21 protein-coding genes are annotated in these 24,640 nt (G+C 60.0%); 10 read left to right on the top strand and 11 right to left on the bottom strand.

Annotated elements, in window-relative coordinates:
* Positions 1-44 precede the first annotated feature (44 nt).
* Entirely contained in the window at positions 45-4,793 is a 4,749-nt protein-coding gene (locus NMB39_RS23710) for an RHS repeat-associated core domain-containing protein (protein WP_494339985.1), read from the top strand.
* A gap of 132 nt (positions 4,794-4,925) precedes the next feature.
* On the opposite strand, the gene rhlB is transcribed toward NMB39_RS23710, so the two are convergent.
* Positions 4,926-6,392 carry an ATP-dependent RNA helicase RhlB gene (gene rhlB, locus NMB39_RS23705; protein ID WP_464005715.1) on the bottom strand — a complete coding sequence of 489 codons (1,467 nt, stop codon included), beginning with the start codon at positions 6,390-6,392 and terminating at the stop codon, positions 4,926-4,928.
* A 95-nt stretch (positions 6,393-6,487) separates the two neighbouring features.
* Positions 6,488-7,144, bottom strand: coding sequence for an alpha/beta hydrolase (locus tag NMB39_RS23700; RefSeq protein WP_198720088.1), 657 nt, complete (start codon positions 7,142-7,144; stop codon positions 6,488-6,490).
* Positions 7,145-7,489: 345 nt separating this feature from the next.
* Here NMB39_RS23700 and NMB39_RS23695 point away from each other — a divergent pair, with 345 nt between their 5' ends.
* From NMB39_RS23695 to NMB39_RS23680, 4 genes are all read left to right on the top strand, one after another.
* Entirely contained in the window at positions 7,490-8,521 is a 1,032-nt protein-coding gene (locus NMB39_RS23695; protein ID WP_494339986.1) for an amino acid ABC transporter substrate-binding protein, read from the top strand.
* A 72-nt stretch (positions 8,522-8,593) separates the two neighbouring features.
* On the top strand, positions 8,594-9,775 hold the full coding sequence (locus NMB39_RS23690; protein WP_046071008.1) for an amino acid ABC transporter permease: 1,182 nt from the start codon (positions 8,594-8,596) through the stop codon (positions 9,773-9,775).
* A gap of 10 nt (positions 9,776-9,785) precedes the next feature.
* Complete coding sequence (locus NMB39_RS23685) at positions 9,786-10,883, top strand: amino acid ABC transporter permease (RefSeq protein ID WP_494339987.1); 1,098 nt, start codon at positions 9,786-9,788, stop codon at positions 10,881-10,883.
* 11 nt (positions 10,884-10,894) lie between these two features.
* Complete coding sequence (locus tag NMB39_RS23680; RefSeq protein ID WP_137219962.1) at positions 10,895-11,659, top strand: amino acid ABC transporter ATP-binding protein; 765 nt, start codon at positions 10,895-10,897, stop codon at positions 11,657-11,659.
* A 48-nt stretch (positions 11,660-11,707) separates the two neighbouring features.
* Here NMB39_RS23680 and NMB39_RS23675 read toward each other — a convergent pair whose 3' ends face one another.
* Positions 11,708-12,202, bottom strand: a complete 495-nt coding sequence (locus NMB39_RS23675) for a type II toxin-antitoxin system MqsA family antitoxin (RefSeq protein ID WP_494339988.1) — start codon at positions 12,200-12,202, stop codon at positions 11,708-11,710.
* Positions 12,199-12,510 (bottom strand): type II toxin-antitoxin system MqsR family toxin, encoded by a 312-nt coding sequence (locus NMB39_RS23670; RefSeq protein WP_494339989.1) that lies wholly within the window; start codon positions 12,508-12,510, stop codon positions 12,199-12,201. The genes NMB39_RS23675 and NMB39_RS23670 overlap by 4 nt, the downstream gene beginning before the upstream one ends.
* Positions 12,511-12,669: 159 nt before the next feature.
* On the opposite strand from NMB39_RS23670, the gene NMB39_RS23665 reads away from it, so the two are divergent.
* A complete protein-coding gene (locus NMB39_RS23665; protein WP_198720084.1) occupies positions 12,670-13,329 on the top strand; it encodes a FadR/GntR family transcriptional regulator in 660 nt (219 codons plus the stop codon).
* Positions 13,319-14,584: a CynX/NimT family MFS transporter gene (locus NMB39_RS23660; RefSeq protein WP_494339990.1), complete on the top strand. Its 1,266-nt coding sequence runs from the start codon at positions 13,319-13,321 to the stop codon at positions 14,582-14,584. Before NMB39_RS23665 ends, NMB39_RS23660 begins: the two co-directional genes overlap by 11 nt.
* On the opposite strand, the gene NMB39_RS23655 is transcribed toward NMB39_RS23660, so the two are convergent.
* From NMB39_RS23655 to NMB39_RS23625, 7 genes are all read right to left on the bottom strand, one after another.
* Positions 14,581-15,231: a DUF1120 domain-containing protein gene (locus tag NMB39_RS23655; protein ID WP_057021490.1), complete on the bottom strand. Its 651-nt coding sequence runs from the start codon at positions 15,229-15,231 to the stop codon at positions 14,581-14,583. The two genes, NMB39_RS23660 and NMB39_RS23655, sit on opposite strands and share 4 nt — an antisense overlap.
* 11 nt (positions 15,232-15,242) lie before the next feature.
* Positions 15,243-16,382 carry a DUF1120 domain-containing protein gene (locus NMB39_RS23650; RefSeq protein ID WP_306957137.1) on the bottom strand — a complete coding sequence of 380 codons (1,140 nt, stop codon included), beginning with the start codon at positions 16,380-16,382 and terminating at the stop codon, positions 15,243-15,245.
* Between the two features lie 11 nt (positions 16,383-16,393).
* Positions 16,394-18,832, bottom strand: a complete 2,439-nt coding sequence (locus tag NMB39_RS23645; protein ID WP_172833427.1) for a fimbria/pilus outer membrane usher protein — start codon at positions 18,830-18,832, stop codon at positions 16,394-16,396.
* Positions 18,833-18,949: 117 nt separating this feature from the next.
* The gene (locus NMB39_RS23640) at positions 18,950-19,642 is read right to left on the bottom strand and encodes a fimbria/pilus chaperone family protein (protein WP_057021488.1); all 693 of its coding nucleotides are present in this window, start codon (positions 19,640-19,642) and stop codon (positions 18,950-18,952) included.
* A 30-nt stretch (positions 19,643-19,672) separates the two neighbouring features.
* Positions 19,673-20,299 carry a DUF1120 domain-containing protein gene (locus NMB39_RS23635; protein ID WP_057021487.1) on the bottom strand — a complete coding sequence of 209 codons (627 nt, stop codon included), beginning with the start codon at positions 20,297-20,299 and terminating at the stop codon, positions 19,673-19,675.
* 90 nt (positions 20,300-20,389) lie between these two features.
* Positions 20,390-21,010 (bottom strand): DUF1120 domain-containing protein, encoded by a 621-nt coding sequence (locus tag NMB39_RS23630; protein ID WP_494339991.1) that lies wholly within the window; start codon positions 21,008-21,010, stop codon positions 20,390-20,392.
* Between the two features lie 36 nt (positions 21,011-21,046).
* Positions 21,047-21,667, bottom strand: a complete 621-nt coding sequence (locus NMB39_RS23625) for a DUF1120 domain-containing protein (protein WP_057021485.1) — start codon at positions 21,665-21,667, stop codon at positions 21,047-21,049.
* Positions 21,668-22,130: 463 nt separating this feature from the next.
* Here NMB39_RS23625 and NMB39_RS23620 point away from each other — a divergent pair, with 463 nt between their 5' ends.
* The 3 genes from NMB39_RS23620 to NMB39_RS23610 all read left to right on the top strand — a co-directional run bounded on the left by NMB39_RS23620 (position 22,131) and on the right by NMB39_RS23610 (position 24,598).
* Complete coding sequence (locus NMB39_RS23620) at positions 22,131-22,904, top strand: response regulator (RefSeq protein ID WP_082636601.1); 774 nt, start codon at positions 22,131-22,133, stop codon at positions 22,902-22,904.
* Positions 22,905-23,094: 190 nt separating this feature from the next.
* Complete coding sequence (locus NMB39_RS23615; protein WP_057021483.1) at positions 23,095-23,730, top strand: response regulator; 636 nt, start codon at positions 23,095-23,097, stop codon at positions 23,728-23,730.
* A 226-nt stretch (positions 23,731-23,956) separates the two neighbouring features.
* The gene (locus tag NMB39_RS23610; RefSeq protein ID WP_057021482.1) at positions 23,957-24,598 is read left to right on the top strand and encodes a DUF1120 domain-containing protein; all 642 of its coding nucleotides are present in this window, start codon (positions 23,957-23,959) and stop codon (positions 24,596-24,598) included.
* Positions 24,599-24,640 lie beyond the last annotated feature (42 nt).

Genomic DNA, 24,640 nt, shown 5'->3' with positions numbered 1-24,640 from the left:
GGTAAGGGGCGGCTATCAATTTCTTTGCAGGGCGCAAGTCTGATATGGATATTTACTCTCAAGCTTTCAATTTCAGTTCTTATTTTGGCGGTGCGGTAGATGCACGTACCGGTCAATACAGATACCAAGTTCACTTGGCAAATTTTTACCCGCAGGGCTCGCTTGAAGTGAGCAGAAGTATCGCGCTTTCGTTTTCCATGATGGATATGACATCTGGTGTTTACGGTCACGGTTGCAGGATCAGCAATACTGAATTTGATATTGCACGTTCTAGGCTCACATTGCTTACCGGTGAGCAATTTAAAACCCAGAGCCTGCCCCCGGTAGGCGCAACGCTGGTGATCAAGGATCGCAAACTTAAGAATTGGATGGTCAAAAGGCCGGATGCCAATACGCTTCATGTAATTTACAAGGACGGCACCGTTGAAGTGTTGCGACGCACGGGTAGCACTACGCCCTATCGTATTGTTGCTATTGAGTTTGAAAGTGGCGAGCGCTTGACGTGGGAATATGCCCCGGGCGGATCGCTTGAGCGGATTCTGGATCATCGCCAGCAAGTATTGCTGTTGCTCACGTACACAGGCGGGCGCTTGGCGATGGCAGATACGCGGGTTGATGGCGACCGCTATGCACGTATCCGCTTTAGCTATTCCAATGGGCGGCTGACAGGTATTACCGTCCCGTATGATCGCAGTGGACCGGCAGCGACTGCAGGTTATGTGCTTGAGTACACAGCTCCCTTTCGAAACGGCATGATCGCTATCAATCGTGTGCGGCCGCCGATGGGAGGTGATGAGTTGATCCGCTATGCAGAAAACGGCCATCAGTATGCCAATGGGCAGCACATTCCGCGTGTCACCAGTTGGGTTCAGACACCCGCAGCCGGTCAACCAGGCATTTCCAGAACCTATGGCTACAGCCCCGGCTTGAACTTCACTGGCTATCCCTTCTCCGGTGGCTTTCGCGAGGGTGAGGACAATCTGTATCTGGTGGGTTCGCCCTATAACTACTGGACGGAGGAGAAGTGCATTGATACTGCTAATAACAACGTTGAGCTGAGCGCCACTAAAACAACCTACAACAAGTTTCATCTGTTGACCGAGGAGCAGGTCCGTCGCGAAGGCACCGTGACCACGACGACGATGGCCTACAATATCGAACCCGGCCTGTTTCCCGCGCAACCAGCCAACCTGCATCTACCTAAGACTATTACCAAGCGCTTTGAATTGCTGGCCGGTGGGGCGCCAAGGGAAGAGGTTCAACAAATTGAAACTGATGAATATGGTAATGAACTCAGCCGTACCGCAGCCTCCGGAGTGCGCACCGAATACAGTTATTACCCGATACAGGGAGAGACAGGCAAGTGTCCGGCCGACCCCCACGGCCTGTTCAAGCGCTATGTGAAGCAGGAGCGGCTTATTCCAGCAGGAGGCACGCCTGCGCTGCCAATCACCGAGTACACCTACACAGGTATACAACGGGGCAGTGGTGATTATTCTGTCGTCCAGGAGTCGAGTACCCAGGCGGGTGTATCCAGCACTCGGCATACCCACTACCAAACCCCTGTCGAGCTGGCGGGCCGGTTGAAGAGTATTTCCACCACCATTGACGGACTCACTTCAGTCAGCGAAATCAGCTACGCCATTAGCGGTGATAACCTGGTTGAAACCCGGCGTTTGAAAGGACGCGAGGGGCAGTGGCTTGAGTCAGTGCGCAGCCTCTCCCTGGTCAACCGTCGCCTGTTGTCCATGACCCGCGATGGTGGCAGCACGCTGACCATGGCGTTCGACGTCAATGGCCGAATGACAGCGGAAACGGTGTCAGCCGGTAAACCAGAACAGGCCTGGCGCCGTTATGCCTACCATTTTGCCACGCCCACCCGAGGGGCACATTTGATCACCATCGATGCCCAAGGCACCCAGGTCATCACCTACTATGATGGTCTCGGGCGCCAGGTCTCCGAAGTTCACTCGCTGGGCGTGCCGGAGCTTATCACTGGGACCTGGCGGTATGACGCCCTTGGGCAATGCGTCGAAGAGGTGCATACCGATTATCTGAGCGACGGGACTCGGACACTCGAGACTACCTACACCTATAATCGCTGGGGCAACCTCAGCCGTGTGAAGCGTCCTGATGGCAGTGTGTTGATCGATGAGTACGATCCCCTGCTGAACCTCAAGATCGAGGGGGTGGAAGGCGGTGAACGCCTGAAGACTTGGTTCAATGAGCATAACCAGCCGGCGAAGGTCGAGCGCCTCGACGTTAACGAAAACAGCGTCGAAATTGAGTCGCGCACCTACGATGGGCTGGGCCGATGCCTTTCGGTGCTGGATGTGGGTAAAAATCTCACCGAATTCACCTACGATGCTTTCAATCGACAGGTAACCGTTTTGCAAAAACCTGCCGATGGCACTGCACAGCGCCTGCGTAAAATCGAATACGCACGCGGTACCAGTAGCGAATCAGCCACTGCACTCATGATCGACGGCAAACTTGTGGGGGCCCGTACGTATGACAGCCTGGGCCGCATGATCAGCCAGGTCCGCGGGAAAGGGCAGGCCATGATTTTGGAGTATGAGGCCGGATGGATGGAGCCTGCCTCCATTGTTTCCCCACTCGGTGTTCGTGAGAAACGTTTTTATAACAGAGAGCTGAACAGGCCCAGTCGTATTGAAATAGCAGGGCGCTCAGTCAACACCTACCGACATGACCTGATGTCCGGCGCTTTGACGCATTCGCAGACCGATGGCTCGATTCATGAGGTTGTTTACGACGTCAACGGCAATCCCGAAAAGGATGTTCAAACGGTCAGTGGTACGTCCGTTACCACACTGTATGACTATTCCCCCGGCGGGCGCTTGAAGTATCAAATCACAGCCGATGGCCAGCGAAGCCAGTTCGATTATGATGCACACGGGCGTTTCCTGCGGATGACCACCGGCTCAATGGTGATCGAGCAGGATTACGATATATTTGGTCGGCCTCAGACGCTGACCGCCGTTTACGAGAATACGCGAGTCGTCACCAGGATTACCTACGACTCACTGGGGCGAGAAGCCGAGCGCCGCTTTGAGCAAAACGGCGAGCTGTTGCAGGTGATGACCAGTGAGTATCACCCCAACAGTATGTTGGCGAAGCGGGTTTTTCGAGACGCGAAAGCACAGCTGGTCATCGGTGAGACCTTTAGCTACGACGCCTACTTGCGCTTGAAGACTTATCGCTGCGAAGGCCGCGAACACCCACAGGATCGCTTGGGGCGTAGCATCGTCGGTCAAGACTTCAGTTTTGACAGCCTCAATAACATTACCCATGTGGTCACCTCCTTTGTCGGTAATACGCAAGATGTTTGTGAACGGTTTTTCACCGGCACCGACCCCACCCAGCTGACGCGTTTGACTCACACGCTCCCGGTGCAGGATGTCACCCTGACCTATGATGCGGCGGGCAATTTATTGGTTGGGCCGTCAGGCCAGCTCTACACATACAACGAGTTTGATCAATTGACCGACATAAGGGCCGATGGCTTTCAATACAGCTACCGGTACGACGCAGAATCCCGTCAGGTACTCGCTTGGCGTGGAAATGAACAGCCCGTGATGCTGGCGTATGCAGGCGAGCACCTTGAATCCTTAGTTGAAGGCAGTAAAAAGATCCGCTATTTCAACGGCGATGACCAAGTAATGGCGCGTGGTGGTGGCGTGGACGGGCCGCAACTGCATACCAACGATGCCGCCGGCAGCGTGCGTGGCATATCGGCGCCGGGGCAGGCTCATGTGCGGCGACAATACACGCCTTACGGCTATACCAAAATTCCTCTGGATGATGGCAAGACCCGCACCATGGCAGACCTGCAACTACCAGCGTTCAATGGCCAGCGATTAGATGCGGCATCCAGGCTCTACTTCCTGGGCAACGGTCGTCGTGCCTACGATCCGGAGCTGATGGTGTTTTTGCAGGTCGACGAGCTGACCCCTTTTGGTAAGGGCGGGCTCAACGGCTATGCCTACTGTGCGTGTAACCCGAGCAACATGGTAGACCCTAGCGGTTTATGGCCTAGCTGGTTGAAGTGGGTATTGACCGGCGCGGCGTTGGCGCTCTCCATCGTTACGGTAGGGTTTGCAGCTCCAGCGCTCGCGGCGGCTGTGTCGGCAGGTGCGGCGGGGATGCTTATCGCTTCCAAGGCGGCAGTGTTGGTTGGTGCGGGGTTGGGGGTCGTCAGCGGAACACTGAGCACCGCAGCACTGGGCGTTGCCGAGGTCGATAAAGCAATGGGTTGGGACCGCTCGAACCACATCAATAACTTGGGATGGGCCGCGTTCGGGTTCTCCATAGCCTCATTGGCTGTGGGCGTGGGAGGGGCCTATACCTCGGCGCATATGGCCTACAAGGGAGCCGCAGCAAAATGGACCGGTGTGGGTAACCTGTCTGATACACCGATCGGCAGTGCTGTGTTGGCATCGCGAGACCGCATGTTGGGGTTGACCTATAAATTTACCGATAAAGCTGGAGTTACCCCGTACAGCCAGATGTTCGGTGGTACGCGGGCTATTTTGAGATTTACCAATCTTGGCCGATCAATCGAAAGTAGAAGTCAGACGAGGGAGAACGCCGTGCCTGAAGGCAATAAGGGTAGTTTTTCTGCTTCGACACAGCCTCAAACGCAACCCGCCCTCAGCAGCTTGAAAGATATGGTGAGCAGCAGCGTCGAATATTTCGATGCATTCAGGGACGAGGCCTGGCGTATTCGCCAGCCTATCCTGAGTGGGCTGATACAGGGGGGAGGTGACGCTTGATGCAAACGAATGTAGGAGGGGGGGCGCGACGATTCGAGGTGCTCCCGATTGGGGTGGATTAGTCGATATCTTTGTTGACTGACACACCGCAATCGGGAGCAAGCCCCTCCCACATTTTGAGCGTATTTCAGCTTAGGGGCGCTTGCGCTCCACTGCCCGCAATAGGTGCGTCGGCGGTGTCTCGCAACTGATCTTGCGCCCCAGCAGGGCTTCGATCGACGGCAATTGGTACGAGTCATCTTCCCCGGCAAAGCTGATCGACACACCCGCGGCCCCGGCCCGCCCGGTACGGCCGATGCGGTGCACGTAGTCGTCCGGCACTTCCGGCAGGGTGAAGTTGATCACGTGGCTGATGCCGTCGATGTGAATGCCGCGCCCGGCCACGTCGGTGGCCACCAGCACGCGGATCTTACCTTCGCGGAAACCCTCCAATGTCTTGATGCGCTTGTGCTGCGGCACATCGCCCGACAGTTGCGCAGCGTTGACGCCATCGCGTACCAGGCGCTCTTCAATGCGGCGCACTTCGTCCTTGCGGTTGGCGAACACCATCACGCGCTCCCAGCCGTTGTCATTGACCAGGTTGTAGAGCAGCTTGTACTTGTCGGCACCGGCCACGGCATAGATATGCTGCTCGACGTTTTCGCTGGCGACGTTCAGCGCCTCGATCTCGACGATGGATGGGTCGGTGGTCCACTGCTTGGCGAGGTTCATCACGTCTTCGGTGAAGGTCGCGGAAAACAGCAGGGTCTGGCGCTCGGCTTTCGGCGGGGTCTGGCGGATGATCTGGCGTACTTGCGGGATAAAGCCCATGTCGAGCATGCGGTCGGCTTCGTCCAGTACCATCACTTCGACCATGTCCAAGTGCACGTCGCCGCGCTGGTTGAAGTCCAGCAGGCGGCCCGGGGTGGCAACGAGGATGTCGCAGTGGCGGGCTTCGAGGTGCTTGAGCTGTTTGTCGAAGTCCATGCCGCCGACGAAGGTCATCACGTTGAGGCCGGTGTACTTGGTCAGGTCGGCGGCGTCCTTGGCGATCTGCACCACCAGCTCCCGGGTCGGGGCGATGATCAGGGCGCGCGGTTCACCCATGTAGCGCTCTTTCGGCGGCGGCGTCTGCAGCAGCTGGGTGATGATCGAGATCAGGAACGCGGCGGTCTTGCCGGTACCGGTCTGGGCGCGGCCGATGGCGTCTTTGCCCGCCAGGGTGAAGCCCAGCACCTGCGCCTGGATCGGTGTGCAGTACGGGAAGCCCAGGTCCTGGATGGCGTGCATCAGTTCCGGGGCCAGCTTGAAGTCGTGGAAGCGGGTTTTGCCTTCCTGGGGCTCGACGACGAAGTCTTCGAGTTTCCACGGGGTCACCGGCGGCTTGGGCGCGCGTTCGCGACGTGGTTTGGCCGCAGGCGCCGTAGCGACCTCGGCAGGCTGGGCCTGTTCAGGCGGCGTCACCGAGGGTTGTTTCGGTGCGGCGGCGGGCGTAGTCCGGCCAGGCTGTGGACCGTCATTGCGGTTGCCGGGCTTGGGGGCAGGAGCACTGGGAACAGGCGCGAGCGGCTCAGCCGCGCTTTTGCCGAACATCTTCTTGAGTGCTTTGAGCACGGTCATCTCATTAATTGGTTAAGGAATGTACGCCGGCCAGTGTAATGCAAGAATCGGGCGCGGCGTAGTGCGTCTGTCATACGGCTACATAAACGCGGGTTTCAGCGCAGGCGTTCAGCCAGCCAGGTGCCGATGTCGCGTATCTCTTCGGGTAACACTTCGTGGCCCATTGGGTATTCCTGCCATGTCACGGTGACACCACGGCCCTTCAAATGCTCATAGGCGCTGCGGCCCATGGCGTTCTGCACCACCTCGTCGTACTGGCCATGCAGGCACAGTGTCGGAATGCGCTGCTGGCTGGCGGATAATTCCAGCTCATTGTCAAAGGTTGGCGCGTAGGTGGAGAGGGCAATGACGCCACCGAGTGGCCCCTCCCAATTTAAGAATGCGGTGTGGAAAACCACGGCGCCGCCTTGGGAAAAACCCGCGAGGAAAATTCGCGAAGCGTCTATCCCGGTTCTCTTCTGAGCCTCGATCAAATCCGTGAGCATTTTCGCCGAGACTTCCAGTTCTTCCAGGCTGATCGAACGCGCCGGGCTCATGGCCTTGATGTCGTACCAGCTCGGCATCTCGTAGCCGCCGTTGATGGTCACCGGTCGCGTCGGCGCCTGAGGCAAAACGAAGCGCGTGGTCAGCAAGCTTTCCTGCAGCGCCTCGGCTACCGGCAGGAAGTCGTAGCGATCGGCACCCAGGCCATGCAACCAGATAACGCAGGCGTCTGCGGGCTTGGCGGGCTGAAGAATCAAGGGTTCGGTCATGTCTGCTCCATATATGTGCGTGCGCTCCGATTGGGGGCGTTGGAACGGTGCGCGACAGGTTGATCTATTAAGAGAATGTCGCAAGGGTGAATCTTTTGCCATTAACCCAGGGTTGCAACCCCTTGGCCGGCACTCTGGTACGCGCCTTGCTATGTGTAGGTCGATGTCAGAACTCTCCCGGGACGGTAACACTATCAGTGACCGCCGTTCAGGGGATAGCCGCTGGAATGATCGCGAAAACCTCATGCCGCTTGACCCCAAAAAAAGCCAACACGGGTCGATATCGCCTCATAAGGGTGCGCTGGGGTTGGAGCTTGGACACAACAAGAGCAACTGGAGGTTTGAATGAAGGTATTGAAATCCACCCTGGCCATCGTCACTGCGGCGGCTGTACTGGGTGTCAACGGGTTTGCCCAGGCGGGCGCCACCCTGGATGCCGTGCAGAAGAAAGGCTTTGTGCAATGTGGCGTGAGTGATGGCTTGCCGGGTTTCTCGGTGCCGGATGCCAGTGGCAAGATCCTCGGCATCGACGCTGACTACTGCCGCGCCGTGGCCGCTGCGGTCTTCGGCGACGCCACCAAGGTCAAGTTCAGCCAGTTGAATGCCAAGGAGCGTTTCACCGCGCTGCAATCGGGCGAAGTCGACATCCTGTCGCGCAACACCACCATGACCAGCTCTCGCGATGCGGGCATGGGCTTGAAATTCCCAGGCTTCATTACCTACTACGACGGCATCGGTTTTTTGGTCAACAACAAGCTCGGCGTGAAAAGCGCCAAGGAACTGGACGGTGCAACCATCTGCATCCAGGCCGGTACCACCACAGAGCTGAACGTTTCCGACTACTTCCGCGCCAATAACCTCAAATACACCCCGATCACCTTCGACACCTCCGACGAAAGCGCCAAGTCGCTGGAATCCGGGCGTTGCGACGTGCTGACATCCGATAAGTCGCAACTGTTTGCCCAGCGCAGCAAGCTGGCCGCGCCGAAAGACTACGTGGTGCTGCCGGAAACCATTTCCAAGGAGCCTCTGGGCCCGGTCGTGCGTAACGGTGACGACGAGTGGCTGGCCATCGTGCGCTGGGTGGGCTACGCCATGCTCAACGCTGAAGAAGCCGGTGTGACCTCGAAAAACGTTGAAGCTGAAGCCAAGTCCACCAAGAACCCCGACGTCGCGCGTTTGCTCGGTGCCGACGGTGAATATGGCAAAGACTTGAAAGTGAAGAAGGACTGGGTCGTACAGATCGTCAAGCAGGTGGGCAACTACGGCGAAATGTTCGAGCGCAACCTGGGCAAGAGCACACCACTGGAAATTGACCGTGGCCTGAACGCGCTGTGGAACAACGGCGGCATCCAATACGCACCCCCTGTGCGCTGATCGCTGATGGTTCTATCACTCGGTGGGCCAACCGCCGGGTGATGTTCTGTTCCATTATTTGCGGGGCACTTCATGCAAAATCAAATCGGCGCACCCAAGCAGAAGCTCAGCTTCAGCGATCCCAAAGTGCGCGCGTGGCTATTCCAGATCATCACCATCGTGGCGGTTGTCTCGCTGGGCTGGTACCTGTTCCATAACACCCAGACCAATTTGCAACACCGGGGCATCACCTCGGGTTTCGACTTTCTTGAGCGCAGTGCCGGCTTTGGCATCGCGCAGCATTTGATCGACTACACCGAATCGGACAGCTATGCCCGGGTGTTTGTGATCGGCTTGCTCAATACCTTGCTGGTGACCGTGATCGGCGTGGTGCTGGCAACCCTGCTGGGCTTTATCATCGGCGTGGCGCGGCTGTCGCCCAACTGGATGATCAGCAAGCTGGCGACGGTCTACGTAGAAGTCTTTCGCAATATCCCGCCTTTGCTGCAAATCCTGTTCTGGTATTTCGCGGTGTTCCTGACCATGCCGGGGCCGCGCAACAGCCATAACTTCGGTGATACCTTCTTCGTCAGCAGTCGTGGTCTGAACATGCCGGCAGCCCTGGCGGCCGACGGGTTCTGGCCATTTGTCGCCAGCCTGGTGATCGCCATTGTCGCCATCGTGCTGATGACCCGCTGGGCCAACAGGCGCTTTGAAGCCACTGGCGTACCCTTCCATAAATTCTGGGCCGGCCTGGCGCTGTTCATCGTGATCCCGGCGTTGTGTGCGTTGATCTTCGGCGCGCCGTTGCACTGGGAGATGCCCCGGCTTGCAGGCTTCAACTTCGTCGGTGGCTGGGTATTGATCCCTGAACTGCTGGCGCTGACTCTGGCATTGACGGTGTATACGGCGGCGTTTATCGCCGAGATCGTGCGCTCGGGGATCAAGTCCGTGAGCCACGGCCAGACCGAAGCCGCGCGTTCTCTGGGCCTGCGCCCGGGGCCAACGTTGCGCAAGGTCATCATCCCGCAGGCGCTGCGCGTGATCATTCCGCCGCTGACCAGCCAATACCTGAACCTGGCGAAAAACTCCTCGCTGGCCGCCGGTATCGGCTACCCGGAAATGGTTTCGCTGTTTGCCGGCACGGTGCTCAACCAGACCGGCCAAGCTATCGAGGTCATTGCCATCACCATGAGCGTGTACCTGGCGATCAGCATCAGCATTTCCCTGCTGATGAACTGGTACAACAAGCGCATTGCGCTGATCGAGCGGTGAGGAAACGCCCATGACGACGCATACGTTCAAACCTGATATGCCGCCACCGAGCAAAGTCTTCGGGCCGGTGGCGTGGATGCGCGCCAACTTGTTCTCAAGCTGGCTCAACACCCTGCTGACCCTGCTGGCGATTTACCTGGTGTACCTGGTGGTACCGCCGATCCTGCAGTGGGCCATTCTCGACGCAAACTGGGTCGGCACTACCCGCGCCGATTGCACGAAAGAGGGGGCTTGCTGGGTGTTCATCCAGCAACGCTTCGGGCAATTCATGTACGGCTACTATCCTGGCGAGCTGCGCTGGCGCGTGGACCTTACGGTGTGGCTGGCCATTGTCGGCGTGGCACCGTTGTTCATCTCGCGCTGGCAACGCAAGGCGATCTACGGCCTGGGCTTCCTGGTGCTGTACCCGATCATCGCCTACTTCCTGCTGCACGGCGGCGTCTTCGGCTTGAGCACCGTGGCGACCAGCCAATGGGGCGGCCTGATGCTGACCCTGGTGATCGCCACGGTCGGCATCGCCGGCGCCTTGCCGCTGGGGATTGTGCTGGCGCTGGGCCGGCGCTCGAACATGCCGGCGATCCGGGTGGTTTGCGTGACCTTCATCGAGTTCTGGCGCGGCGTGCCGTTGATCACCGTACTGTTCATGTCCTCGGTGATGTTGCCGTTGTTCCTGCCCGAAGGCATGAACTTCGACAAACTGCTGCGGGCGCTGATCGGTGTGATCCTGTTCCAGTCGGCCTATGTGGCCGAAGTGGTGCGCGGTGGTTTGCAGGCGATTCCGAAGGGGCAGTACGAAGCCGCCGCAGCTATGGGCCTGGGTTATTGGCGCAGCACGGGCCTGGTGATTCTGCCGCAAGCCCTGAAGATGGTGATCCCGGGGATCGTCAATACCTTCATCGCACTGTTCAAGGACACCAGCCTTGTGATCATCATCGGCCTGTTCGACCTGCTCAACAGCGTCAAGCAAGCCGCTGCCGACCCCAAATGGCTGGGCATGGCCACCGAAGGCTACGTGTTCGCCGCCCTGGTGTTCTGGATTTACTGTTTTGGCATGTCGCGCTATTCCATGCACCTGGAACGCAAGCTCGACACCGGCCACAAGCGTTAGGAGTGGTTTTTATGAGCGAAGCAATCAAGCAGCCTGTGAGCCCTGAAGGCATTATCCAGATGCAGGGCGTCAACAAGTGGTACGGCCAGTTCCACGTGTTGAAAGACATCAACCTGAACGTCAAGCAAGGCGAGCGCATCGTGTTGTGTGGCCCGTCGGGTTCGGGCAAGTCCACCACCATCCGCTGCCTCAATCGCCTTGAAGAGCACCAGCAGGGCCGTATCGTGGTTGATGGCGTGGAGCTGACCAACGACCTCAAGCAGATCGAAGCGATCCGCCGTGAAGTCGGCATGGTGTTCCAGCACTTCAACCTGTTCCCGCACCTGACCATCCTGCAGAACTGCACGCTGGCGCCGATGTGGGTGCGCAAGATGCCCAAGCGCAAGGCCGAGGAAATCGCCATGCATTACCTGGAGCGCGTGCGCATCCCGGAACAGGCGCACAAGTTCCCTGGGCAACTGTCCGGCGGGCAGCAACAGCGTGTGGCGATTGCCCGTGCCTTGTGCATGAAACCGAAAATCATGCTGTTCGATGAACCGACTTCGGCGCTGGATCCGGAAATGGTCAAGGAAGTATTGGACACCATGATCGGCCTGGCCGAAGACGGCATGACCATGTTGTGCGTGACCCACGAAATGGGCTTCGCGCGCACCGTGGCCAACCGTGTGATCTTCATGGACAAGGGCGAGATCGTGGAACAGGCGGCGCCGAATGACTTCTTTGACAGCCCGCAGAATGATCGGACCAAGTTGTTCTTGAGCCAGATTCTGCATTGATCGATGTTTGAAAAAACAAACCCGGCCTGGCCGGGTTTATTTTTTGGGTTAGGACGCTTTGAGTGCTTCAGTGTCGTTGTTCACGGTGTAGGTGAAGGCGCCGCGCATATCAGCGCCTTCCGACAGGGCTTTCGCGTCCGCAAGCAGGTGCGGGTGGCGATCCAAGAATCGCATCAGCAGCACCAAGGGTTTGGGGGCTGGAACTTCGCCGCGTTCGTACCGGGAGAATGCGTTGTGGCCGCCACCGGACAGCAAATCCACGGCTTCCTTTTGCGTAAGGTGCAGTTTTCGGCGGATGCGCTTCATCTCGGCGCCGATTATTTTTCGAGCGGCGAGGACTAGCTCGTCACCCGCTTCGCCATAGCGATCTGCACTATCGGTATCGGGGTCCCAAAAGCCGTCGCCGCATACCTTGCATTTCCAGCCTGCAAGATTGTCGACTCGACGCTCCATGCCTTTGACGCTTATGGTTTCGCTGCGGCCCTCGAAATAGCTCAATGCATCAGGGGCGCCACAGATGTAGCACAGCTCGGTTTTTTTCATGGGTGTTTCTCCTTGAAGGAGATTACCGGAGGCCTACCGTCTGTGCAGTAAGTGACCTTGATGTAAATCTCCCTGCCTTTCGAATGAGTGTGGTACACGTCCTGCCAGACTCGATGGTCTCCATAAGTGGTCATCGACTTGTACAACATCCAGTTTTGCAACTCATAGACGACCTCCTGCATTTCCTCAAGGCTAAAGCACAGGTCCCAGCCGCATCGTTGTGCTGACTGGGTAAATGCTTTCCTCCCAAGCCGCCTGACATCCGCCTTGATCACCGCCAAATCGTAGTGAGGTGTGTACTTTTCCATAAGACACCCGAGTCCAATAATTACCCTCTGAGGGTAATTTTACCAATCGAAAATACTGCTCCTTTTCCTGCCTAAGAACCCTAGTGCGTTGCCTTTGTAGGCAACTCCGAATAGCCTGTAGGAAAATTCATCCTATGATTGGACGAAAGTGCAAAATCCATGACAGACATCGCTCCACTGATCAAACGTTCCCTGGTCGACCAGGCCTTGGAGCAACTGCGCTTGCGCATTGCCCAAGGCGTGTGGGCCATCGGCGAACGCCTGCCTACCGAGCCGGAGCTGTCTGCCGAGCTGGGCATCAGCCGCAATACCGTGCGCGAGGCCATGCGTGTATTGGCATTCTCTGGCTTGATCGAAATCCGCCAGGGTGACGGCAGCTATTTGCGCTCGATGACCGACCCGCTGGGCACAATGCGTGCGCTGTCCCATTGCTCCCTGGAGCAGGCGCAGGAGACGCGGCAGATCCTGGAGGTGGAGGCTATCGGCCTCGCCGCAGTGCGTCGCACCGATGAAGACCTAGACGCGTTGCGCCAGGCGCTCCAGGCCAGTGCCGAGCTGTATCACGGTGACCTGGAGGCTTACATCAACGCCGATCTGGTGTTCCACCGTCGGCTGGTAGACGCCGCACATAACCCGGCGTTGAGCGAGCTGTACCACTACTTTTCCGCCATCGTCGGCGCGCAGTTGCGCCAGACCTTGAACATCTCACCACGTCGTCAGGCCGTGTTCGACCTGCACAGCGCCTTGCTCGACGCGGTGGAACACCAAGACCCCGAACGCGCCAAATCCCTCTGCCGGCAGTTGATCAATGAACCCTGAAACCCAACGCAAGACTGAACTTGAAGAACTGTTGATCGACGCCGAAGCCGATGACGAGGTGGTGCAACACACGTCGCCGCTCGTCGCCCGCCCATGGCTGCTGCTGCTGGGGCTGATCCTGGTGGCGCTGAACCTGCGCCCGGCGCTGTCGAGCATGGCGCCGCTGCTCAGCGAGGTGTCCGCGAGCCTGGGGTTGTCGGCGGCCAAGGCCGGGTTGCTGACCACGTTGCCGGTGCTGTGCCTGGGCCTGTTCGCACCGCTGGCGCCGGTGCTGGCGCGGCGCTTTGGTGCTGAGCGGGTGGTGCTGGGAATTTTGCTGACGCTGGCCGCCGGCATCATTCTGCGCAGCTCCTTGGGTGAGGTTGGCCTGTTTGCCGGCAGCCTGATCGCCGGTGCGAGTATCGGCATCATCGGCGTGTTGTTGCCGGGCATCGTCAAGCGTGACTTTGCCAGGCACGCCGGCACCATGACTGGCGTGTACACCATGGCCCTGTGCCTGGGCGCCGCACTGGCAGCGGGGGCTACGGTGCCGTTGAGTCATTACTACGGCGGCAGCTGGAACATCGGCCTGGGGTTCTGGATTCTGCCGGCGCTGCTGGCGGCGTTGTTCTGGTTGCCCCAGGTTGGGCCGAAACACGGTGCCCATCAGGTTGCCTATCGCGTAAGAGGTTTGCTGCGCGACCCGCTGGCCTGGCAGGTCACCTTGTACATGGGCCTGCAATCTTCCCTGGCCTACATCGTGTTTGGCTGGCTGCCGTCGATCCTGATCGGGCGCGGCTTGAGTGCTACTGAGGCCGGGTTGGCGCTGTCCGGCTCGATCATTGTGCAATTGTTCAGTTCGCTCGCCGCGCCCTGGTTGGCCACCCGTGGCCAAGACCAGCGCCTGGCCATTGTGGTGGTGATGCTGCTGACCCTCGGCGGTCTGTTTGGTTGTCTCTATGCGCCCTTGGATGGCCTGTGGGGCTGGGCGATTCTGCTTGGCCTGGGGCAGGGCGGCACCTTCAGCCTGGCGCTGACCTTGATCGTGCTGCGCTCGCGCGATTCCCACGTCGCCGCCAACCTGTCGAGCATGGCCCAGGGCTTCGGCTACACCCTGGCCTCCATGGGCCCGTTCGTTGTCGGCCTGGTGCATGACTGGACCGGTGGCTGGGACGCTACCGGCTGGATCTTCGCAGTGATCGGCCTGGGCGCGATCGTGGCGGGCCTGGGTGCCGGGCGGGCGCGCTATGTGCAAGTCACCAGCGAGAAGGTCTAGAGGTAAACCACTTCCAGCGTGGCGGAGCCATCCAGGGGCGTGTCGACGCTCAGGTCGAGGTTGCGCCGGGCGCTGATCACGGTGTGGATACTCACGGTGCCGGTCAGCGTGCCAATCGCCGAGGGGCCAGCGACGCTGCCTTCGATGTCGGTAAAGCCCAGGTAGCTGTTGGCGCCTATGTCGATAGGGTTGAGGTTGGCGGTGCGCCAGGCCACGCCGCCGGTGGTCGACTCGGTGCCGTAGATCGACGCGCTGTTGTCCGCCTGGGTTTGCCGTGGGTCAAAGCTCATGGAGTAAAGGCCGATTCGGTTGCCGCTGCGGTCGAAACCCAGCCCGTAGTAAATCTCACTGTTGACCGTGGCCGAGCCGTCGCGGTTGTCGCGCATGCGCAGGGCATAGCGACTGGGCGCATTGCAATCGATGCTGATCTGCAGGGTCTTGACGGGCAGGCGCGTGCCTTGCTCGAGGTTCAGGTCCTGGTGGGAAATCTTGCCGTAATCGATTACTCCGCCTGCGGACAACAGTGGCGTGCAAGCCGTGGGGATGATACGGCCCAGGACACTCAGGTCGATGCTGGAGGCGGCTTGGGTCGGCGCGGCGCTCAGCGCAAGCAACAAGGCGGGCAGTGCAGTGCGGTGGATGTTCATCAGGCGACTCCTTACAAATAGATGATTTCGATAGTGCCGGAGCCGTTGATACGCACCACTTCGCGCAGGTCCAGCGATTGCGTGGGGGCCAGGTAGGTCTTGATGCGCACGGTGCCGCTCAGGTTCTGGATAGCCACCGGCCCTGTGGTGGTGCCGAGCCTGTCGGTGAAACCCATGATGCTGTTGGCGGCCATGGGGATCTGGCGCTGGCTGGAGCTGCTCCAGGCCACGCCGTTGCTGGTGGAGTCGGTTCGATACAGCGACGTGAAGGCATCGGCGGTGAATTCCGCCGGGTCGACCGTAACGAAATACACGCCGATTTTGTTGCGGCTGGCATCCAGGTCCAGGCCGTAGGCGGTCTCATCGATACCACCGGTGGCCGAGCCTTCGCGGTTATCGTGCATGCGCAGGGCGAACGGGGTCGGCGCATCGCAACTGACGGCAAAGCCCAGGGTCCTCAGGGGCATCGGGGTTTCGGTGGTGGCGTTCAGGCTTTTGGCCGGCAGGACGCCGTAGTCCACCACGCCATGGTCGGACAACGAAGGCTGGCAGGCGGCCGGGGCAAAATGCGCACGTAAGGTCAGTTCGCGGTAGCGCCCCTGTAGCGGCGAATAAAACGTTCCGGACACTTCCCAGGTGGTGGCGTCTCGCACCCGGGTGGCGGCACTGTCGGCCCAGGCGCGCAACGTCAGTTGCAGGGACAGGTTGCTGCCGTTGACCACGCTGCCCTGCAAGGTCGGTGCGATGCCGTGGCCGGCACGCCAGTCTTGCACGCTGGCGTTGCTCAGCGCTGGTTGCCCAGGGGCGGCGAGCAAGCCCAGTTCCACCGCCTTGCCATCGACCACGGCGTTGCTGGCTTCAATCTGGTAGTGCCCGTGCTCGGTAAAGCGCAGTTGCTGCGCATCGGCGGCCAGGGCGCGATAGAACAGGCTCAGGTCTTGGGGTTGGGGGCAGTTGAAGGTCAGGCTCAGGCGTCGTTCCCCGAGCAGGCGTTGTGGCGCACTGTCGTTCTGAGCGATGCGGCTCATCAAGCCGAAATCCAGCAGCGATTCGCTGAGCGTGAGCTGGCATTCATCCACCGCCAGGGCGTTGCCAGTCAAACCGAGCAGTAGCCACAGGGTGACGGGGCGCAGGAAAGTCATTCGGAGCATGGCGGTTATCCTCAAGGCGTTTGGCAACGGGCGGGCGCGGTTTCGAAATACACCGTGGGGTCGGCTTTGTTCGGCAATTCGAAGCGCAGCACGCAGCGGCTGCCGCCCGGCAAGGTGACCCACAGCGTCGGCTGCTCCAGCACGTTGGGCAGGAACACTTGGCTGGAATCCTGCACCAGGGTGACGAACTCGCCTGCTGCGGTGCTGACCGAGGCGCCCCTTGGCAAGGGCGCACCCTCGTCGGTGCTGACGGTGAGCAAGGCGCGGCGCGTCAGGCCCACGCCGAACTCAACCCGGTCCACCGCGCCGCGACCTGCGGCAATCACCGCCAGGCCGTTGGTGATATCGGCGTTGCGCGGCAGCGAACGGGTCTGGACTTCCACTGGGCTACGTCCATAGGCGCTCACCTGGGGCACAACCGCCTGGCCTTGCCAGTCGGTCCATACTGGCCCGCTGGGAGTGTTGACCTTGATCCCGCTCATCTCGCCCACTGAGAGCAAGGCGAAGGTGTCGCGCACCGGGTAGGGTGAAAACGTCACGCCATCGCCATGCAGCACCACGCCGCCGCGTGCGCCGCCCTGGTAGCTGGAACGCTCTGCATCGGAGCGGCTGTAGCTCAAGTCGAGCTGGGTGTAGCGCGGCAGGGCAGAGACGCCCAGGGTGGTTTCCACCTGGTTGTCGCGAGTGTCATGCTCGGCGCTGACGCGATAGCTCAACTGATCGTCGAGCTGGTCGTTCATGCCTACGCCGGTGCGATGTTCGCCGCCGGAATTGCGCACCCAGGCGCGCATCCGGCGATTCTCGCCCAGAGGCAGGCTGATATTCAGGTACACGGCATTGTCCTGTTGATCCTGCCCGCCCATCTGCCATTCGGCGCTGGCAGACAGCGATACGCCTCTGACGCTGGTGCCCCAGGACGCCAGGGCGCGGCTGCTACTGCGGCCGTCGAAGCTGGCTGAGCGGGACACCCCGGCACTGAAGGCGCCGAGCCAGGGATGGGACCAGCCCAGGGTGGCGCTTTGCTGGTCGCGGTAACGCGAACGGCTGTGCTCGTTGGTGACCTGGCGGTAAGTGCTTTCTTCCAGCTCGCGATAGCCGGGGCTGCGCCAGGAATTGGCGGCACTGAATGACCATCGCTCATTCAGGCGTTGTGACCAGGACAGGTCGGTTTGCACACCAGAGGCCTGTTCCCAGCCGCTGCTATTCGACACCTGGCTGGTCAGTTGCACTTGGCTGTCCAGCCACGGTAGCCAGCTCAGGCTGACGCCGCCGGCACGGTAGTCGTCGGCCACCGTCATGCCGCCGCCGACGCTCAGTTGCGGGTGCACGGGGCCGGTCCAGCCGGCGCTGACCACCCAGGGATCGGTGCCCTGAGCGTCGCCGATATTGCGTACGCGGCCTGCCGCCAGGGAATAGCCCGGCGCTGGCAAACCGAGGCCCAGCATTGCCGCCGGCACGGTGAAACGGCGTTCACCGCCGATGCTTTCCTTGACCGTGACTTCCACATCCGAGCGGGTGTTGAGGCGGCGCACATCGCTCAGGGCAAACGGCCCGGCGGGCACCACCGTGGAGTGGATCAGCGCGCCGTTCTGACGTACCTCGACTTGCGCCGGGCTGTTGGCGATCCCTTCGATCACCGCGCCTTGGCCTTGCTCCTGCAGGGCTTGTTCGGTGAGCACCTGCACCCCGTTGATCTGCGCGCCAGCCAGCACCGGGTTATAGAGGTTGATCTGCCCGGCCTGCAGCACCGCCTGGTGGTTGGCGAAGGTGCGCTGGGCATAGGCTTCCAGATGGGTGCTGCGCGACAGGCCGTCCTGCCAGGTCTGTACCTGGCGACTGCGCACGATCCAGTCGCCGGCATTGAATCCGACTTCGGTGTTGGCCGAGCCGAACCGGCTGGCGTCATCGCCATAACGATTGTAGAAACCACTGAGGTCATAGTTGAGCAGGCCAGCGAAACCACCGGTTTCATACCCCGAAACATCCTGAGGCACCGGGCGCAAGGCATCGGTGGGCACTACCAGCGCCACTGAAAGCGTGGCCGGATCCGGCTCCACCAGGCTTTGCGGGTACTGCCCGAGAAAGTCGTGGCACGGGCCGCTGTCGTTGGGCGTCAACAGGTGGGCAGCCTCCAGCAGGGCGCGATCGAAACACAGCCGGCCCTGTTGATCGAAAGCCACCTCCAGGCGGCCACGACGCTGGCCATTGACCCGCAGGGTGATCGTATGCCGGCCGGCGGTGAAGCGCGGCGCGTCCAACAGCAGGCTCGCCAGCTGTGGGTCGATGCCGCGCTGGTGCAGGGTCTGGGCGTCGAAGCCCGGCCGTGGCGCAGCCTCGGACCACGCCTTGGCCGGCACCAGCGCGCACAGCAATACCAGGGTCGCCAACGGTGGACGGGCAGATGCAGCGGGCACGGCTTCGCCGTCACGGTAACTCAGGACTGTTTTCACGAAAGGCACTCAATCTGGTGGACGCCCGATGCCGGCCCTGGCTACGTTGGCAGCGTCCTGGTAACGGTCGATGAGCCGTCACTCGTTATGCAGGCGCCAGCCTGGCGCCTGTTGATTTCAAAGGGAGATGGGCGCGTCGTAGGCGGCCACGGCAAAGCCATACACCGTGGCCGGCTGCAACCGCACCTGGGTAGCGGGCCCGCCGGTGGCCGGCACGCTCAGGGTTTGGCCGGGCAGCACATAGGTGCGCGGCAGGGTCGCCTGACCATCACCGGGCAGCAGGCGTAGCTCCTGGGCCAGGCGCACCACATACGGCGTATCGTTACGCACCTGCAATGTGCCGTTGCGCAGGGTCCAGGTCAGGCCGGTCCAGGGTGTACGGTTGATCGCCAGGCCCTTGGGATGCACGATCACCGGCAGGTTCTGGCGCACGGTCACGCCGACCCGGGCGTGTCCGGCTTCGGTGGCTGCACGACCCTGGGGCATGCCTTCGAAAATTGCGCGTTTTAGGCGCTGGGTGCTCAGCGGCGCCTGGTTTTGCAAGATGAAGCGCACCAGTTGCGATTTGCCGCTTTCCACTCGGGACAGCGGTGGCGTTACCACCAAAAGGGGCTCGGTGTCTTCAGGGATGTCTTGCAAGGTCACGTGCAGCAAGGCCAGGCTGCTGTCGGTGTTGGTGACCGAGACCGCCGCTTCGCCGTCGGCTTCGTGAATGATCACCACGGACGTGTCGGGCACCATGCCGTCAGCCTGGGCGTGGAGGCTCAACAGTAAGGCCAGGGTCGCGAGTGTGCAGCGTGTCGACGTCATGACGGAGTTTCCATTGGGAAAAAGGTGGAGTCAGAGGTAGCGCAAGTCCAGGACGATGGAACCATCGAGGGGCACTTCCTGGTCCAGGGTCAGGTATTGCGAAAAGTTGATTGAGGTGTCGACCCGCAGTTGGGCGCTCAGCTGGCGGATGAAGTCCGGTTGACGGTCGCCGGGTAAGGCAAACCCCATGTAGGACCTGGGATAGGCGTTGGGCTCTGCCGCCCAGGTTCCGCCGCTGTCGTAGGAGGCCAATACCTGCAGGCTCTGCGCGTCGCCCACCGGGTTACGAAAGGACAGCGCCACGGAGCCGAGGCGTTCCTGCGGGGCGTGGACATTTCTGCCCAGGCCGTAGAAGTAGTCCGGCGCCAATGATGAATCCGCACGATTGTCGATGCCCACCAGGGCAAACAGCATCGGCCGGTTGCAGAGCACCGTCAGTTCCAGCAACTGGGCCGGCAGCACGGTGAATTCGTCGCTGCTGAGGGTGTGGGCGGGAATGCGGCCGTGATCGACGGAGCCGTTGTCGGACAGTTCCACATTACAGGCGTCAGGGGTCAGCCGGCCGGTCACCGTGAGGTCGACAAAAGAGGCCGCGAGCGCCTGGGCGGTCAGTGTCAGTGCGAGTACGACAGCAAAAAGGCAAGGGCGCATGTTCATCGGTGCAGGTCACTGGTTCGAATGAGGGTGGCCGATACGAAAAATGGCCCATGACCGCCGATTTCCAGGCAGGCATGGGCGTCCAGCGGGTTAGAGATACATCACGGTGAGGGTGGCGGAACCGTCGATCTGTACTTCATTGCTCAGGTCCAGGCCATCGGTGCGGTTGATGAGAGTTTGCACCTCCAGGTCCAGCAGCAATTCCTGTACCGGCACTGGCTGGGTGGTATCACTCATGTCAGCCATGGACATATACAGGGTAGGGTCCCAGAATTTTTCAAGGTACCAATTGTCCTGGCCGTTGAGAGATGCGATGGACTGTACTTCAACGGAGTCGGCGATCGGGTTGGCGATCTTGAGGACGTAGTGGCCGAGTTTCTGCGTGCCATTGATCAGGCCAAGACCGTAGTCGCTGGTGCTGATCGAGGACCCCCTGCGGTTGTCTTCCGATTGCAGCGCGATAAGGGTCTTGCCCTCGCATGCCACCGACATTGTCAGGGTGTGGTTGCCGATGATGGTGGGTTTGTCGGGGTCAAGGTCCTTGGCGGAAATCTTGCCATGGTCGATCACCCCACCACTGGACAGGCTCGGCGTGCAGGCGCTGGGAACGATCAGGCCCTTGACCGTCAGGTCCACGGTCGAGGCAGCGAAAGTGGTCGTGGTGGCGAACAGCAGCGTTGCGCCGGTCAATGCGCCAAGTAGTGTTTTCATGGGACGTGTTCCTTGGATAGGGGCTGTGTACGGCAGTTACAGGTACATGAGTTGTACGGTGGCGTGGCCGTCCACCGGCACTTCGTCGAGCAGCGTCAGGTTGTCGCTGGGCGCGATGTGGGTGTTGAGCCTGAGGTTGGCGTGGAACTGGCGCACCGCTACCGGCACTGGCACGTTGTTGATCGCCACTGCCGTCAATACGGTGGGGTTGAGCTGGGTGCCCAGTTGCCAGGTTGTGCCACCATCGCTTGAGTTGATGGTTTGGGCGGGCAGGTTGTCGGCCAGCGGGTTATGCAGGTTGAAGCCGGCGCCGCCGATCTTCTCGCCTTCCGGGGTCATGCCCAGGCCATGCCAGTGCGGGTGATTGGCGCTGGAGCCGGGCCGGTTGTCGATGGTGTTCAAGGTGAACAGCGTTGGCCCTTCGCAGCTCACGCTCAATTGCACGGTTTGCCTGGGCAGTGGTGTGTATTGCTCGGCATTGAGCTCCTTGGCCGACATTTTTCCGAAATCGACCACGCCACCGCCGGTAATCTGGGTGTCGCAGGCGCTGGGAGTAATCACGCCCCTGACGGTGAGGTCCTGGGAACTGGCCGCAAAGACGAATGGCGTACAGGTGATCAACAGGATGCTGCCAAAGGCAACCAAATGCTTGTTCATAGATGTGTTGTTCCGGTGTGTGGCCAGTAGGTGAAAACAGACCCATGGCGACCCACGACAGCAAGGCAAGTGCTGTCAGGTCTGGGTTATAACCGCCCTGATAAATGTGGCGGATCGTTACCCTCTGGCGGGGTGCACACAATCTAGTGATCGCCGCTATACGCGGATATACAACTTTTACGACATTGGCCCGCAGGCGAGCAGAGCGACGCGGTGGTGAGGCTATTTAAGCGAGAAAGTTGTTTTTCGTAGTTGTTGTATCGTCAGTTATGCATCTGAAAGGATATTTTGATTGTGCGATTACAGTTATTTGAATGGCTTTAAGGGCTGCGCCATGCAGTGCCTTGAATGGTTGTTCCTGACTGTTACGTCAGTGCTGCCCGAACCCCAGTAGTACTGCAAAGAAGCACCTGATGAGGTAGGCGGGCGTGCTTTCGAGCGATGTCGCTTCGCAGAACAACTGATGCGCCAGGCCACGACGCCGGCACATTGGCGGCATCATTGTGTGTTAGTGGTGGAGGATCATTGCGCCTACCGGGCGATGATGGGCTGGCAGCTGGACAAGCTCGGGCTGAGCCACCAATTGGTCGAAAATGGCAGCAGTGCCATGGCGGCCATGGCGTGCCGGCGTTTTGACCTGGTGATCAGCGACTGCCAGATGCCGGTCATGGATGGGTATAGCCTGGCGCGTGCCATACGCCAGCGCGAGCAGGACCTGGGGGGTGAGCGAGTGCCGATCATCGCGCTGACCGGTAACCTGGTGCACGACGACCCGCAACGCTGCCGCGACGCCGGCATGGATGCCTGGTTGCTCAAACCGCTGGCCCTTGAACCGTTGCGTGACATGCTTATGCGCTGGCTGCCCGGCGAACCGGCAGCGCTTTCGAGCCGGTCGCCGGGCGCTTCTGCGCCGGGTTGGCCGACTCGCGCCAGCCTGGTCGAGCTGTTTGGCAGCCCGCAGATCGTGGATCAGATGCTACGCAGCCTGCTCATGGAAGCGCAGCAGGACACCCAGGCACTGACGCACGCGCTTACTAGCCTGGATGCCGGATTGACCGCCGAGCGCTTGCATCGCCTCGTGGGCAGCCTGGCCTTTTTGGGAAGCGCGGGGCTGGAGTCCAGGGGCAGCGTCTTGATCAGCGAGGTACGTGCCCATGGCGTGGCATTCAACCTGCAGAAGTTGGAAGTTTTCCAGCGCGATCTGGCGGCTTATCTCGACTACTTGCGTGCATTGTGACGATTTGTCGAAGTTGAACGGTTTTGTCGTGACTTTGGAGTGTAAGAATTTTCCTTTTGTTCTGTAAGTTCAAAACTACCCCCTTCAAAACATGGGGTGCGGCTGAACCTCACTTGCTGTTACCGGTTGTTACCAATCGTCAGCAAGGTTATTTTGCGTGCATTCAATTTGCCATCATTCGTGGGTATCTATGCTTCGTGTAATTATTGCTGACGATCATCCCATCGTACGTATTGGGCAGAGAGTGGTGATTGAGGCGGGCGGCAAGTGCAAGGTGGTTGGTGAGGCCAACGGTCCCGATGAGTTGCTCAACTTATTGGCCAAGGTGCCTTGCGATGTGCTCGTCACTGACTTCGCCATGCCTGGGGGCCAGCAGGCCGATGGTTACGGCCTGCTGAGCCTGTTGAATCGCCAGTACCCGGCGCTGCCGGTGATTCTGGTAACCATGTTCGCCAACGTGGCCACCTTGCGTGCCTCATTTGCCCATGGCGCACGCGCCATCGTTGCCAAGAGCGCCTCGGCCAAGGAACTGCCCCAGGCGATCAAGGCGGTGAGCGCCGGCCAGAACTTCGCCAGCGAGTCCCTGCGCGAGCAGTTGGTGGAGGCGGGGCCGGGTGATCAATCGCAACAGCCGCAGCTGTCCGGCAAGGAGCGCGAGGTGGTGCGCATGCTCGCCAGCGGCATGACCGTCAGCCAGATTGCGGCGCGGGTCAATCGCAGTATTTCCACCATCAGCAAACAAAAAAGCACCGCCATGCACCGGTTGTGTATATCCACGGATGTGGACTTGTTCGCTTATGCGCGTGCCGCAGGCATGGTGCCTTAGAAAGTTGCAGTTTTGTGACAGTGGTTAATTAACTAGTGTGTGAGTTTGGATTCGTATTAGTTGTATTCAACTTGAAGGCGGCCTGCTCTAAGTTGTCATGGTCTTTTCGTCGTTATAGCGATGGGCTGACATTCCTAGTCTAATTAGTTGAGCCGAACTGCAGGTTGGCAAAACGCCGGAGTGCGTTGTTCGATCCGTTGATAATCGGCCGAAAGTGAGCATTGATATGCAACCGTCTCGTGCACTTATGACCGCCGCCTTGTTGTGGGCGGGTGTTTCCAATGTAATGGCTGCGTCCAGTGTGGATCTCAGTGTGGTCGGCAAGATCACACCGGCAGCCTGTACGCCCCTCTTGTCCAATGGCGGCATGGTCGACCACGGCAAGATCTCGGCCCAGGACCTGCATCCCTACCTTGAGACCAAACTTCCCGATTCCTCTTTGCAGGTGTCGGTGACCTGCGATGCGCCGACGCTGATCGCAATCAAGAGTACCGATAATCGCCCCGGTACCTCGAGTGGGAACAATGGATCGACGGCAGTGTTCGGCCTTGGCCTGGCCAGTGACAATACAAAAATCGGCTGGTACGTCCTCAACATGGCTGAGGTGAGCGCCGATGACGTACCGGGTACCCCGATTGAGTCGGCCAATGGCAACATGTGGCTCGAGGCCTCCGGCAGTACGGCTTGGCAGCCGGGCTTTCTACGCAGCATCAAGGACCCTGGCAACCCCACTCCGACACCGCTGGCGATGACCACCTTCAAGGGGGTGCTGGAAGTGGCCACGACGCTGACCAACAAGCGGAATCTGCCGATTACCGAAGAGATCCAGATAGACGGCAGCGCCACACTGGATGTGGTCTACCTCTGATACGGTCGGGCATCACTCATCGACACGGTGAATAGCCATGGC

Source organism: Pseudomonas sp. FBCC-B545, from assembly GCF_059134095.1.
The sequence above is the reverse complement of the archived record's forward strand: the minus strand, read 5'-3'. Positions and strand labels throughout refer to the sequence as shown.